We start from the raw sequence: 14,229 nt of genomic DNA, 5'->3' as shown, positions 1-14,229 counted from the left end.
TTTCCTGCGACTGCAAAATGCATATCTAATTGATTTTTAGTTGGTATGTACGGAGTTTTTCAAGATCGTAAATATACAAGGTTTCATTGGTCAATAAAAACTGATTTATTAACAATTTTGGAAGATTTAAAGGATGTATTTCTTCCTTTTTCTTGTGTTTAAAATATAAGCGGTCTTCTTTTTTTAAGATTAAATGTCCGTTACTTTTTGAAATTTCTGTAAATCCAGTATTTTCAATTTTAGAAATCATGCTTCCAAAATAGTTGTATTGATACAAGTAGTTTTCTGTAAGTAGCCAGCAAAAGTTATAGTCGCTTTCCAAATCTAACACTAACGATTGCACAGGTACTGCCGAAAAACGAGTTGTATTTGTTTTATAATCGTATAGTTCTAGTTGCTGAAAATCAACATTAAAAATCCATAGTGTATTGTCAAATCCTGTTGAAATATGTGTTACATTTTTATAAGGCTGTACAGTATTGAAATCCACTTTAAAAATTTCGGCTAAGCGATTATCAAGAATGATAACCGAATTAAAATCTTGATAAAAGAGATTTACTTTCAGTGGATTGAATGCATTTGCTGTTGTAATTTCACCTAATTGATAATTGCTGTAGTTTATAGACACTCCTTTTTTATCCTCTTTGTAAATGATATTGTCTTTTAAATAGTAGAAAGTTTCGAAATTATCTATAGCCACAATATGATCTACTTTTAATTCTGAAGTATCAATTGGTGTAACATCAATAATTTCTTGACTAATACCAGTCATTGATATAATTAGGAAGATGTATAATAAGTATCGCATTGTGATTTGAAAAGTACAAAAATCAAACCACTTTTAGCAGATTAATTTGTATCCAAAACCTCTAACGTTTAAAATTTGAATAGAATTGTCTTGACTCAGTTTTTTACGAAGTTTAGAAATAAACACATCCATACTTCTTGCGTTAAAGAAGTCGTCATTTCCCCAAAGTTTATTCAAAATAATTGAACGATCAAGTACTTGATTTTTATTTTTTACTAAATGAAATAACAAATGTGCTTCGCGATGTGTAAGTTGAATATGTTTGTCATCCTGAAATTGAAGATGTTGTTTTGGGAAGTCAAATGTGTATTCTCCTATATTTAGGATTTCAGATGTTTTCTGGACTTTTGTTCGATGCAATAAATTGTTAATTCTAACAATTAATTCTTCCATGCTGAATGGTTTTTTTAGGTAATCATTGCCACCAATAGTAAACCCTTCAACAACGTCTTGAGTTTGAGATTTTGCTGTTAGAAAAATAATAGGAATCGTATCATCGATTGCTCTGATTTCTTTGGCTAAAGTGAACCCATCTTTTTTTGGCATCATTACATCTAGTACTAAAAGTTCAGGGCTTTTAGTTTGGTAGGTTTCAAGTGCTTTCTCACCATCATTACATAGTAAGACCTCAAAATCTCAAGTTTCTAAACTTTCTTTAATAATTTGACCTAAAGCTGGTTCGTCTTCAGCTAGTAAAATGGTTGTTTTAAGCATAAGGCATCACAATTTTAAAAGTTGTTTGATTCTTATCTAACTGAATCTCAATCGTTCCGTTATGTTTTTCGATAATTTTTTTAGTGTAGTATAATCCAATTCCGAAGCCTTTAATGTCATGTGTGTTGCCTTTAGGAATTCGATAAAATTTTTCAAAAATCCGATCTTTATTTGCCTTTGAAATTGATGTGCCATTGTCAGAAATTAAGAGTTCAATTTGTGAGGATTGCCCTTTTAAAATGATATCAATCTCATCTCCTCCATATTTTATAGCATTGTCAATAATGTTGTTCACTGCATTTTCAAAATGGAAAACATCAACGTTTGCGTATACGTCCTCATCAATATCTGAATGTATAGTTTTATGACTTTGAATTTTATGTTTTTCAATGACAGAAGTCACCACTTCTGATATATGATATCGACTTGTGTTTAATTCTAAATTTTCACTATCTAGTGTAGCTGTCTCCAGAAGTTTTTCAACCATAGTGTTGAGCTTTGATAATTGTGTTCTAGACATATCTAAATATGACTTGGTTTTTTCTTTATCATCAATAGCGTTAAAATTTTGAATACTTTCTAAAGCCACACCTATTGTGGCAATAGGGGTTTTAAATTCATGAGTGATGTTGCTAATTAAATCGTTTTTAACTTCAGAAAGTTGTTTTTGATGTTTAATGACTTTAAGTAAATAAAACAAACAACTAATAACCGCTAGGACCAAAAGTGTCGAAATAAATATGCCTCCTAAGATTCGTTTTAAAATAAGTGTAGTAGTATTTGAAAAATCTAATTTTAGAATACTTCCTTTCGGTAAAAACGTAGATTTGGATGTTGTACTTAGAGTAAGATTTTTTGCTGATTTTTCACTTAAATTAAGTGTTGAATCAACTATAGAGTCAAGCCTGCTAAAGAACTCAATATTTTTATCAGAGTCGTAAAATTTTAACTGACTTTCTAGAACTATGTTTTTTCGTTCTAATTCAAGTTTTAATAAACTATCAACTTCTTTTAAATCAAGACTATCATTGCTAATTGAGACTACAATTTTTGAGGTCAGAATTTCAAATTCAGAAGCATCTATATCACCACTAATTAGTTTGATACTATCTAGATTTTTTTTAAACTGCTCAGGCGATAGTGTGGGATGTAGTTTTTCAAAAGCTTTAGACATAGAATCCGTCTTAAATCCTTTAACAACTGTAACGCCTTCCATATGACTAACATCCAAAGAGTCTAAATTGGTGAACTCTTTTTCCGACTCGTCAATGTTTTTTAAAAAATCATTTAACTCACTTCCTTCTTTAAAAATATCTTTTTGTTGTTCTCCTTCAAGAAATATTCCGAATGTAGTTCGTTCAGCCAAAGCTGTATAATAATCATCTACAGCTTTGTCTAAACTTATTTGAACTTCATTAATGAGTTGCTGTTTATTAGCCTGATAATTTTTATAGTTCCAATAGACTTGTATTGCAATTGTTGAGAGAATTACAACAATGATTACGTATAATATATATCTGAATTTAGAATCGTTCATAGGTCAAATGTAAATGTTAAAAAGCGCATAAACTAATCGGTTAACACTCGTTAACACTGGTTAACTAATTTGGTTCAAATGAAGCTTTATATTTGAAACATATTAATCATAAAACCACAATAAAATGAAATTAGGAGTTACTATTTTTACTGTATTATTTACTTTGTTTAGTTTTAGTCAAACTGAAGGTGTTGATTCAAAAATAACAGAAAGTAATTTAGAAATTAATGATCTGAGCGTTTCTGTTACGGTAGATTCTGCAGAAGAAGTGGAGTCTACATTTAAAATTAAGGACATTAAAAATCTACTTAAAGAATCGGTAGATGTTGAAAATGTTTCATTCGAAATTATATGTAATGGAGATGTCATGTCTAATGGAGAAAAAAGTACATTAACTTATAAAGTAAATGGAGACTCAAATGACATAGATGGTTTTTTACAGAGTGTGAAGAAAATGAGAAAAGCCGCAATTAAATATTATAAAAACAAACAATAACAATGAATACAATAATTAAAATTATCACAATTAGTAGTGTGTTATTATTCGCATCTCTTGCAAATGCTCAAGAATTTCAGGGAGAGGCAACTTACAAATCAAAAACTAAAATTGACATTAAGTTAGATAGTACACAAATGGGTTCGGGTATTGCCGATCAAATGATGGAAATGCTTAAAAAACAGTTTGAAAAGACCTACATATTAAATTTTAATAAATCAGAGTCTATTTATAAAGAGGAAGACGCTTTAGCTGCTCCTAATCCACAAGGGATGGATATGGTTATGGTGATGTCAGGCGGTTCTGATGTGCTCTATAAGAATATCAAAGAAAAGCGTTACACCAATCAAAATGAGTCATTTAGTAAAGTTTTTTTAATTAAAGATGAATTAAAAGAGATTGAATGGTCCTTAGGTTCTGAAACAAAAAATATTGGTGATTATACTTGTTTTAAAGCAACAACAACACGTGAGGTTGAGGATATTGAAAGTGGCATTAGTTTTAATGGCGACAAAGATTTAAGTACTGATGAAGCGCCTAAAATGAAAGAAATTACAATCACTGCTTGGTATACACCTCAAATCCCAGTAAGTGTTGGTCCAGGGAACTATCATGGTTTACCAGGATTGATTCTTGAGGTTAATGATGGTAGTGAAACAGTTATTTGTAGCAAGATTGTCATCAATCCCAAAAACGCAGTTAATATTGTTGAGCCAGATAATGGTAAAGAAGTTAGTCAAGAGGCTTATGACAAAATAATGGAAAAGAAGATGAAGGAAATGGAAGAGCGTTTTAGACCTAGTAATGGAAGAGATGGAGGAGAGAGCATAGAGATTAGAATAGGTGGTTAAATAGTTCAGAAGTTTAAGATAAGTTTAACCTTTTAGGACTTAACTATTTGTGCGTTTTTCAGTCTAAGTAAAATATAATGAGTTAATTTTACTCAATTAAGACTAAGACTACAACAATGAAAAATGTAACCATTAAACTTTTTATGGTATTAATGCTTTTAGCAAGCGTAAATACCACAGCACAAGAATTTCAAGGACAAGCGATTTACCAAACCAAAACTACTGTAGATATGAGTAGTTGGGGAAGAGGAGGTCAAATGAGTGACCAACAAAAAAAACAAATTGCTGAACGTATGAAGAGCATGTTAGAAAAGACTTACGTTCTAAATTTTAACCGAAGCGAATCGACTTATAAAGAAGAAGAAAAACTTGATGCTCCAGGTTCTGGTAGTAGTCCTTGGCGAGGAATGATGAGTAGTTTTACAGGAGGTCCTCAATATAAGAATGTAAAGGAAAGCGTAATTCTTCAAGAACAAGAGTTTTTCGGAAAACAGTTTTTAGTTAGAGATTCTCTCCCAAAATTAGAATGGAAGCTTGAAAATGAAACCAAACAAATAGGACAATACACCTGTTTTAAAGCAACTACAACTAAGAAGGTTGATGAAATGGATTTTATGAGCATGCGAAGAAGAGGCAGAAACAATGATAAAAAAGATGATGAAAAGAAAGAAGGCGAAGAGAAGGTAGATTCATCAAAATCGAATTCTGATGATCCTTTTAATGAATTAGAAGTTCCAGAATTTGTAGTTGTTACAGCTTGGTACACTCCTCAAATTCCAGTGAGTGCTGGACCTGCAGAATACCATGGACTTCCAGGTTTAATACTCGAAGTTCAAGCAGATAGAACGGTTATGCTTTGTACTAAAATAGTGATGAATCCTCAAGATAAAGAGGAAATTAAAAAGCCAGATACAGGTGAAGTCGTGACTAGAACAGAATACAATACCATTATGAAGGAGAAAATAGAAGAGATGAGACAAATGTATGGAGGACGAGGACGAGGTCGTCGAAATTAAATATAAAAAATAATGTTTCAGTTTTTCTAAATGAAAAACATCAAAGAAACAAAACCCAATCAAATGAGAAATATAATCATACTAACGTTACTATTCGTGACGAGCTTTGCTAGTGCTCAAATTACAGTTCAAGGTGTTGTTAAGGATAGCATCGGAACACCGCTTGAATTAGCTAATATTATTGCAATTAATAAAGAAACCAAAGCCATGGCTTCTTATGCGATATCTAATGATAAAGGAAAATTTAAATTAGATTTAGACAAGAATAAAACCTATACAATTCAAGTAAGTTATATAGGAATGAAGTCAATCTCTGAAGAACTTGCTACCAAAGAAGATAACATTACAAAAAATTACACGCTTCAGTATGATAATGCACTAGATGCAGTAGAATTAACCTATGAAATGCCTGTAACCATAAAAGGTGATACCTTAGTTTACAATGCAGATTCCTTTAAAGATGGATCCGAACGGAAATTAGAAGATGTTTTGAAAAAACTTCCTGGTGTAGAAATTAATGATGACGGACAAATAGAAGTTGAGGGTAAAGTCGTCAATAAACTAATGGTTAATGGAAAGGATTTTTTCGATGGCGATTCTAAATTAGCTACAAAGAATATTCCTTCCAATGCAGTTGATAAAGTGCAAGTGTTGCGAAATTATTCCGAAGTCGGACAATTACGAGGTGTACAAAACAATCAAGATAATGTCGCGATAAACATTAAACTCAAAGAAGGTAAAGAGAATTTTTGGTTTGGTGATGTCACTGCTGCAGGTGGTGTTGCTACAGATGATGAGCTATACCTACTTCAACCTAAATTATTTTATTACAGTCCGAAGTATAGTATAAATGTTATTGGAGATTTAAATAATATTGGAGAAGTTGCATTAACAAATCGAGATTTAAGAAATTTTGGCGGTGGATTTAGATTGCCTAGTCAAGGAAGTGGCACCAACATTAATTTAGGAGATAATGGCTTAGGAGGATTAACCAACCTAGGTAATGCTCAGGAAATTGAAACAAAATTAGGTGCAGCGAACTTCAGTTATTCTCCCAATAAAGCTTTAGATCTTAGTGGTTTTTTTATATATAATAGCTCACGGCTTAGAACACGTGAAGAAAATTTCATTAGATACATAGATCCTAATTTAGGGATTCCTAATGAGGAAACTGTTCAAACAGGAAAAGAAGCTTCTAATCAAGGGATTGCTAAATTAAGTGCATCATACAAACCAAATTTTAATAATCAACTTGATTACGATTTATTAGGACGTATTTCAAGTGATTCAGAAAGAGAAAGAGAATTCTCTTCAGTTATAGGAAACACAAGTCAGGTAAGCGAAGTAAAACCTTTCAGTATCAATCAAAACCTAAACTATTATTATACTTTAAATGAAAAAAATATTTTCGCACTCGAAGCACAACATTTAATCAAAGACGAAGACCCTTTTTATAACGCCTTACTAATTAATGATCCAACAAATAATGACCCTCCTCAAATTCCAGATGCCTTTGATAATACCGCTTCAGCTCTAGGACTTAATCGAGATCAATTTGGATACAATGTAAATCAAGATAGACGCATAAAATCTAATCAATTAGATGCTAAAGTAGATTACTATTATATTTTGAATAACAAGAGTAATATAAACTTAACCTTAGGAACGATTTTGAGTAATCAAAAATTCAATTCTAATATCTTTCAGTTTTTAGACGATGGTTCATTTTTTGATCCAGTAGCAACATTAACTGACGATGATGGAAACCTACTAAGAAATGAGAATGATACTGAATACAATTTTAGTGATGTCTATTTAGGATTTCGTTACAGAGTAAAGACTGGTAAGTTTACAATTACACCTGGTTTTTCATTACATTCTTATGGCAATAAAAACATACAGTTTGGAGAAGAATTTAAAGATAATTTCTTTAGAGTTTTACCAGAATTTGAAACTCTTATCCAATTTAAAAAGAGTGAAACATTAACCTTTCGTTATACCATGACAAACTCTTTTACAGACGTAACTAGTTTAGCTGAAGGTTTAGTACTAAATAGTTTTGGTAATATTAATTATGGTAATGCCGAACTACAAAATTCTTTATCCCATAATTTGAGTTTGAGATATTTTAGTTTTAATTTATTTAACTACACCAATGTATTCGCTATAGCTAACTATAGTAAAAATATTGATCAAATTAGAAATACTACAGATTTTGATAATGTGATTACTACAAGTTCATTTTTTAATTCAAATTTTGCAGATGAGTCAGCTTCCATTTTTGGTAGAGTAGAACGTACATTTAAAAAAATTAGAGCGCGATTGGGAGTTAATTTCACATATGATAAACAAAACCAATTTGTAGAAGATATCCGTACAGTCAACGAAAGATTCACTCAGCGCTATATACCTGAGCTTCGTACAAATTTTAGAGAAGCACCAAATGTGCGTTTGCGATATACTTATTCGATCACTAATAACGATCAAGGCTCAACAACAACAAAGTTTGTTACCAATTCACCTTCTATAGAAGTCGATGCTTATATACTTAAAAAATTCACGTTCAGAACAGACTTTACTTACACCAATCAAGATGATGGTGTCAGACCTTCTGAATCCTTTCAAACTTGGGATGCTAGCTTAGCTTATCGAAAGGATAGAGATGCCAATTGGGAATTTGAGGTAAAAGCCACTAACTTATTAGATATCGATTCTCGTGTTAATAACAGCGCAGGTAATATTTCGGTATTTAATTCAGAGACCTTTATTCAACCTCGATTCGTAACCTTTAGAGTAATTTATTCATTATAAGATTTTGGGCGTTACCCTATTTCGCTTAATGCAAAAAAGGGTCAGGCTTTCGCTAGTCGCTTCCTGACCACAAACGTCAGGAGAGCTTCAACAATACCTCAATCCTTAACGCAAAAAAACCTTCTCATATCGAGAAGGTTTTTTTATGCATAGATATAGTTTGTCCTGATTAACTGTTAATTTTATGATAAACACCAATAAATTGTTTAACTTTTATGTAAATTTGTTAAACAATAATTATTTGTTTTAACTATTATGAAACCACTAACCACAAAATTAAGCTTATTTGTCATCACCTTACTTTTATCATTAAATGGTGTTGCTCAAGAATTTCAAGGGCAAGCGACATACATCTCAAAGTCGACTTTAGAGTTAGGCAATTGGGGAAAACGCTTAAGTGAAGCACAAAAAAAAGAAGTTAAAGCACGTCTTAAAAATAGGTTAGAAAAAACATACACCCTAAATTTTAATAAAGAAGAATCTTTTTTTGAAGAAGGAGATAAACTAGATGCGATGTCAGGTGCTACAGATTCTTGGGGCAAAAATTTCGCTGCAGGTGATCAGTACAAAAATGTAAAAACTAACACTCAGATTCAAGATCAAGAATTTTACGGAAAACGTTTTTTAGTAAAAGATGAATTACAACCTATCCAATGGATTATGGGATCTGAAACGAAGCAAATTGGTAATTACACGTGCTTTAAAGCAACAGCATCAATACCAAGTGATGAACTAACATGGTATTCATTTTCTTGGGATAAATTAAGAAGAGGCAATCCAACTGAAACTGCAGATGGAGAAACTGTAGAACCAGAAATACCAATGACCGAAGTTGAAGCTTGGTATGCACCTCAAATTCCTGTTGGTCATGGACCATCTGAATTTTGGGGACTACCTGGATTAATTCTTGAAGTGAGTGCTGGAGACACCACAATGTTATGTTCGAAATTAGTTTTGAATCCAGAAGAAAAGCTAAAAATAGAAGCGCCAGATAAAGGAAAAGAAATTACAAAAAAAGAGTACCAAGCAACACTTGTTGCTAAAATGGCTGAGTTTCGTAATAATCGTATGGGACGAAGTCGTAGATAAACATTGCTATTGAAAAAGAAAAAGAAAAAAGCCTTCTCAATTGAGAAGGCTTTTTTTGTAAGCTATTTTTTATTTAATAATCTCTCTTAGCATGAATAGTTCCAGAGATTGGTAATTCATCTGGACTGTTCATATCAGTGATGACACCAGAAAAATTAATGTCTATATATTCATCTACCTCTCCAACTGCTGTAACATTTGTAGTCCCAACAAATTGAGATTCTAGTGTAGTACCATCATTATTAGTATCAAAAAAGTTAATAGACCCATTTGTATATGTCCCTAAACCATTAAAATCGGGTATGTTTATATTAAATGAAAAATTTTGATTTATAGAATAATGCGAAACTCCTATGTATTCTCCATCTATTCCGCCTTGAATATCAAAGTTATAAGTAATCGTTGGGCTGCCTTCAACTTGATAGCTTATAAATTCTTCTATAGAATTACATGATTGAATCGACCCTAAATTAGTTAAAGGAGTTGTAAACGTATAATATAAAGAGTCTGTTTCTTGAACATTAACATAATCGTATGCTTTAATTCTAAATGTATTTTCTGCATCACAACGTATTAAATTAATTTCAAAATCACCATCGGTAACCAATTCAGAAAAAGATTGTTGTCCGTATCTTAAATCAACATAACCATTCGTTACAGGATCGCCATTACAATCATTAAAAACACCAGTAACAGTTTCTGAAATAAGATCTGGAGTATCATCAATGGTAATAGGAATACTAGAATCTGAAGAGAATGGACCTATGGTGCCTGAGTATATTGGACTTTCTCCACACAGATCATAACTATAAATATCAATTCCTAAACTTTCATTACTAGGTACCAATCCGCAAACTTGTCCATTTTCATTGGTGTATCCATATCTTGTTCCATAGGTAGCACTCGTAATTGCAATATTTAAATTGCTTAAGTTTTCATTACCAGAGTTCATTACATTAATGCATAAGTTAATGGCTTCTGCAGGAATATCACAATTCCAAAATGAGAAATGAGATACAGTCCCTACATAAGAAGTACCAACTAACAAAGCTTCACCTTCCTCAATCCAATAGCCGTTTGCTTCATCAAAATACCATAAAGGAATAGTTGCGGGCGCATTTCCCACTAAACTAATATCTAATGGTACTGTAATTTCTGCAGTAGAACCTTCCGCTAAATTTAAGTCTTCTCCGTTCTCTCCTCGTAATTCTACAGCTAACATCCCAAAAGTTTGAAGCATACGTTCTTGTCCTTGTGAGTTTTCAGCATATAACATGCCAGGCATTTGGTCTGGCATATTTTCATCAGCTGGATCTAGGTGATGCATAATGACATTCACATTTCCAGAATAAGTTGATCCATCAGGTTTTATATAATCTCCATTTAAAGCAACTTTAGAACCATTTGCAAGTGCAATCGTTTCTTGTGTTCCGCTAGATGTAGTACCTGCAATCGTTTCAGGTAACATCATAATACGAACTTTGTTTGTGCCATCACTTGGGACTACAGCTCGAGACGCATGAATGTATCCCGCTTTTTCGGCTTTCACATATCCAAAACGTTGGTTTACAGGAGCATTTTCAATTATAAAAATACCATTGCTATCTGTCATTGCAGTTTCATTACCAATGGTAATCATTACATTGTCAATAGGATTTTGGTTCATATCAACGACGGTTCCGAAAAATGTTCTGTTGATTGCACTACCAAAATTTTCAGCAAACTCAGTTGCATTTGGGTCGAAGTCCTGTGAACTTGATAAGTTATCATCATTATCACAAGAGAATGTTACTAATGCAGATAAAAATAGAAGTGCGAAAGCTTTAGATAAAATTTGAATTGATTTCATATAATTTTGTTTGTTGAGTTAGGTGTAATATAGATAATCAATATAACTCTGATTATTTTTATATCTAATAGATGTATAATTCTTAAAAAGGTTGCGTGTATTTTTAAAATTATAAAGATTTAACGGCATAAAAGCTATAGTATTGCACAAAAAAAAAGCCTCTGGATTTTATAACTCAAAGGCTTTTTTTAATTGATTTATAGTTTAATTACAAATCAAATGCTTGTTTTACTTGGTCCACATAATCAAGTTTTTCCCATGTAAATAATTCTACATCCATAGTTTTTGGATCTCCGTTTGGTTGTTCGAATGTCTTATTAACCATTTCAGCATCTCTTCCCATATGTCCGTAAGCAGCAGTTTCACTATACATAGGCTGACGTAATTTTAAACGAGATTCAATAGCTGCTGGTCGCATGTCAAAAATTTTAGTAATTTTTTCAGCAATCTCACCATCAGTAATGTTAAATGGGCAAGTTCCATAAGTATCAACAAAAATTGATGTCGGTTCAACTACACCAATAGCATAACTTACTTGTACTAAAATTTCATCACAAACTCCTGCAGCTACCATGTTTTTGGCAATATGTCTAGTCGCATATGCAGCGCTTCTATCAACCTTACTCGGATCTTTTCCCGAAAAAGCTCCTCCACCATGAGCTCCTTTTCCACCATAAGTGTCTACAATAATTTTACGACCTGTTAATCCTGTGTCACCATGAGGTCCACCAATCACAAATTTTCCAGTTGGATTAATGTGGTAGGTGATATCATCATTAAATAATACTTGAATGTGTTCTGGTAATTTGGCAACAACACGTGGAATTAAAATCTCAATGATATCTTTTCTGATTTTTGCTAACATGTCTTCATCTTTGTCGAAATCGTCATGTTGTGTAGATACTACAATAGCATCAATGCGTTGTGGTTGATTATCGTCACTGTATTCAATGGTAACCTGACTTTTTGAATCTGGTCTTAAATACGTAATATCTTTATTCTCTCTTCTTAAGTCTGCAAGTTCTTTTAATATTCTGTGAGATAAATCTAAAGCTAAAGGCATGTAATTTTCAGTTTCACGAGTGGCATAGCCAAACATCATACCTTGGTCTCCTGCGCCTTGTTCTTCTTTAGAAGCTCTATCTACACCACGATTTATGTCTTCAGATTGTTCGTGAATGGCAGAAAATACACCACAAGAGTTTCCATCAAACATGTACTCGCTTTTTGTGTATCCTATTTTATTAATCGTGTCTCGAGCTATTTTTTGTACGTCTAAATAGGTATTCGATTTTACTTCTCCTGCAAGTACAACTTGACCTGTAGTCACTAAAGTTTCGCATGCTACCTTTGATTCACTATCAAAAGCTAAAAAATTATCTATTAAAGCATCACTAATTTGATCTGCTACTTTATCTGGATGGCCTTCAGAAACACTTTCCGAAGTAAATAAATATGGCATATAATTCCGTTTAATTGGTTCTAAGGAAATAATTGAGATTGCTTAGTCGCTAGAGAAGTTACAAACTAACTGCTTTAGCATTTTTTAATACACCGAAATATTACAGTGTAAGAGGTTGCAATCAGGACAAATTTTTCCTCTCTCTATCTCACACAAAAATACATATAAAATTCAAACTAGAAAACATAAGAATTAAAAGGAATAGAAAAGCTTTAAAACTCATGTTTTATAATAAGTTTAGGTGCAATAGATACATGGGGAATTCAATTTTAAAAATCATTAATTATACCTTACTTTTGCAGAATGAAAACGATATAGTTTAAAGTTATGAAAACATCAAAATTAGCGGAAGGTTTAAAAGGGTCTGAAATCATTAAAATTGCAGGAGAAGTCAATGCACTCAAAGCACAAGGAGAAACGATTTACAACCAAACCATTGGTGATTTTGATGCGAGTATTTTTCCAATTCCTCAAGAATTAAAAGATGAAATTGTTGCAGCTTATAACAATAATCAAACAAATTACCCTGCTGCTAATGGAATGGAAGTGTTACGTGAAAGTGTATCGAATTATTTGTCTAAAAATTTAGGTTTAGATTACTCCAAAAATGAAGTTTTAATTTCAGGAGGTGCTCGGCCTTTGATATATGCTACGTATCAAACTATTTTAGATATAGAAGACACAGTTTTGTATCCAGTGCCTTCTTGGAATAATGATGCTTACACTTATTTGGCGAGAAACAATGCAGTTATTGTTGAAACCAAACCTGAGCATAAATTCATGCCAACAGTCGATGATATAAAACCTCATATTCAAAACGTAAATTTAATAGCGTTGTGTTCTCCTTTAAATCCTACTGGTACAACCTTCGATAAGCAAACCTTAACCGAAATTTCTCTTTTAGTAGTTGAAGAAAATAAGCGTAGAGCGATAAAAAACATTAAACCGTTATATATGCTTTATGATCAAATCTATTGGCAACTAACTTATGGTTCAACAACACATTTTAATCCTGTAGATCTTGTTCCTGAAATGAGAGATTATACCATTTTTATTGATGGTATTTCAAAAGCTTTTGCAGCAACTGGAGTTCGCGTTGGTTGGGCATTTGGTCCAAGTCATGTTATCAATAAAATGAAAGCCATGTTAAGTCATATAGGTGCTTGGTCTCCAAAAGCTGAACAAATGGCAACGGCTTCATATTTAAATCAAACAGAAGCTGTTTCAACGTATTTAGAACATATTAAAAGTGAATTAGATATCAGATTAAATCGTTTCTATGATGGATTTCAGGCGCTTAAATCTGAAGGATTTCCAGTAAATGCCATTGAGCCAGAAGCAGCACTATATCTAACAGTTCAGTTTGATCTTATGGGTAAGACAACTTCAGAAGGTGAAACATTGTCAACCATACAAGAAGTAACAAGTTACCTACTCAAAGAGGCTAAGTTGGCAATAGTTCCTTTTTATGCATTTGGAACATCTCAAACATCAAATTGGTTTCGATTGTCTGTTGGGACTTCTAAAAAAGAAGATATAGATACAGTTTTTGGCTTATTAAGAAATGCCTTAGCTAATTTATCATAGTAGAGTTTT

Annotated in this window: 10 protein-coding genes and 1 pseudogene; 6 read left to right on the top strand and 5 right to left on the bottom strand. The window is 32.3% G+C overall.

Annotated features, from left to right (window positions below; genetic code table 11):
- Positions 1–25 precede the first annotated feature (25 nt).
- The 3 genes and pseudogenes from AB8B90_RS03160 to AB8B90_RS03150 all read right to left on the bottom strand — a co-directional run bounded on the left by AB8B90_RS03160 (position 26) and on the right by AB8B90_RS03150 (position 3,059).
- Positions 26–808 carry a hypothetical protein gene (locus AB8B90_RS03160; RefSeq protein WP_405333549.1) on the bottom strand — a complete coding sequence of 261 codons (783 nt, stop codon included), beginning with the start codon at positions 806–808 and terminating at the stop codon, positions 26–28.
- Positions 809–841: 33 nt separating this feature from the next.
- Positions 842–1,522 (bottom strand): annotated as a pseudogene (locus tag AB8B90_RS03155) (response regulator transcription factor).
- Positions 1,515–3,059, bottom strand: coding sequence for a sensor histidine kinase (locus AB8B90_RS03150; RefSeq protein WP_405333547.1), 1,545 nt, complete (start codon positions 3,057–3,059; stop codon positions 1,515–1,517). Before AB8B90_RS03150 ends, AB8B90_RS03155 begins: the two are co-directional and overlap by 8 nt.
- Before the next feature lie 124 nt (positions 3,060–3,183).
- Between AB8B90_RS03150 and AB8B90_RS03145 the strand changes: the two genes are divergently transcribed.
- The 5 genes from AB8B90_RS03145 (at position 3,184) to AB8B90_RS03125 (ending at position 9,322) form a co-directional block, all read left to right on the top strand.
- On the top strand, positions 3,184–3,555 hold the full coding sequence (locus AB8B90_RS03145; RefSeq protein ID WP_405333545.1) for a hypothetical protein: 372 nt from the start codon (positions 3,184–3,186) through the stop codon (positions 3,553–3,555).
- Between the two features lie 2 nt (positions 3,556–3,557).
- Complete coding sequence (locus tag AB8B90_RS03140) at positions 3,558–4,406, top strand: GLPGLI family protein (protein WP_405333544.1); 849 nt, start codon at positions 3,558–3,560, stop codon at positions 4,404–4,406.
- A 116-nt stretch (positions 4,407–4,522) separates the two neighbouring features.
- On the top strand, positions 4,523–5,422 hold the full coding sequence (locus AB8B90_RS03135) for a GLPGLI family protein (RefSeq protein WP_405333542.1): 900 nt from the start codon (positions 4,523–4,525) through the stop codon (positions 5,420–5,422).
- A gap of 63 nt (positions 5,423–5,485) precedes the next feature.
- A complete protein-coding gene (locus AB8B90_RS03130; RefSeq protein WP_405333540.1) occupies positions 5,486–8,233 on the top strand; it encodes a carboxypeptidase regulatory-like domain-containing protein in 2,748 nt (915 codons plus the stop codon).
- A 255-nt stretch (positions 8,234–8,488) separates the two neighbouring features.
- A complete protein-coding gene (locus AB8B90_RS03125) occupies positions 8,489–9,322 on the top strand; it encodes a GLPGLI family protein (protein WP_405333538.1) in 834 nt (277 codons plus the stop codon).
- A 73-nt stretch (positions 9,323–9,395) separates the two neighbouring features.
- Here AB8B90_RS03125 and AB8B90_RS03120 read toward each other — a convergent pair whose 3' ends face one another.
- Together AB8B90_RS03120 and metK are read right to left on the bottom strand one after the other, a co-directional pair.
- Positions 9,396–11,171, bottom strand: coding sequence for a hypothetical protein (locus tag AB8B90_RS03120; protein ID WP_405333536.1), 1,776 nt, complete (start codon positions 11,169–11,171; stop codon positions 9,396–9,398).
- Between the two features lie 208 nt (positions 11,172–11,379).
- A complete protein-coding gene (gene metK, locus AB8B90_RS03115; protein ID WP_405333534.1) occupies positions 11,380–12,633 on the bottom strand; it encodes a methionine adenosyltransferase in 1,254 nt (417 codons plus the stop codon).
- A 327-nt stretch (positions 12,634–12,960) separates the two neighbouring features.
- Between metK and AB8B90_RS03110 the strand changes: the two genes are divergently transcribed.
- Positions 12,961–14,220, top strand: coding sequence for a pyridoxal phosphate-dependent aminotransferase (locus AB8B90_RS03110; RefSeq protein ID WP_405333533.1), 1,260 nt, complete (start codon positions 12,961–12,963; stop codon positions 14,218–14,220).
- Positions 14,221–14,229: the final 9 nt, after the last annotated feature.

The sequence above is a fragment of the Psychroserpens sp. genome (genome assembly GCF_045105015.1).
In the GTDB taxonomy this organism is placed as follows: Bacteria; Bacteroidota; Bacteroidia; order Flavobacteriales; family Flavobacteriaceae; genus Psychroserpens.
Note: the sequence above shows the minus strand (reverse complement) of the source record. Positions and strands in the feature narration are given on the sequence as shown.

Excerpts from the sequence above, each read along its gene's own strand:
- AB8B90_RS03145 (WP_405333545.1), top strand. The coding sequence starts at position 3,184 with ATGAAATTAGGAGTTACTATTTTTACTGTATTATTTACTTTGTTTAGT.
- AB8B90_RS03130 (WP_405333540.1), top strand. The coding sequence starts at position 5,486 with ATGAGAAATATAATCATACTAACGTTACTATTCGTGACGAGCTTTGCT.
- AB8B90_RS03160 (WP_405333549.1), bottom strand. The coding sequence starts at position 808 with ATGCGATACTTATTATACATCTTCCTAATTATATCAATGACTGGTATT.
- AB8B90_RS03135 (WP_405333542.1), top strand. The coding sequence starts at position 4,523 with ATGAAAAATGTAACCATTAAACTTTTTATGGTATTAATGCTTTTAGCA.
- AB8B90_RS03110 (WP_405333533.1), top strand. The coding sequence starts at position 12,961 with ATGAAAACATCAAAATTAGCGGAAGGTTTAAAAGGGTCTGAAATCATT.
- AB8B90_RS03150 (WP_405333547.1), bottom strand. The coding sequence starts at position 3,059 with ATGAACGATTCTAAATTCAGATATATATTATACGTAATCATTGTTGTA.
- metK (WP_405333534.1), bottom strand. The coding sequence starts at position 12,633 with ATGCCATATTTATTTACTTCGGAAAGTGTTTCTGAAGGCCATCCAGAT.
- AB8B90_RS03125 (WP_405333538.1), top strand. The coding sequence starts at position 8,489 with ATGAAACCACTAACCACAAAATTAAGCTTATTTGTCATCACCTTACTT.
- AB8B90_RS03140 (WP_405333544.1), top strand. The coding sequence starts at position 3,558 with ATGAATACAATAATTAAAATTATCACAATTAGTAGTGTGTTATTATTC.
- AB8B90_RS03120 (WP_405333536.1), bottom strand. The coding sequence starts at position 11,171 with ATGAAATCAATTCAAATTTTATCTAAAGCTTTCGCACTTCTATTTTTA.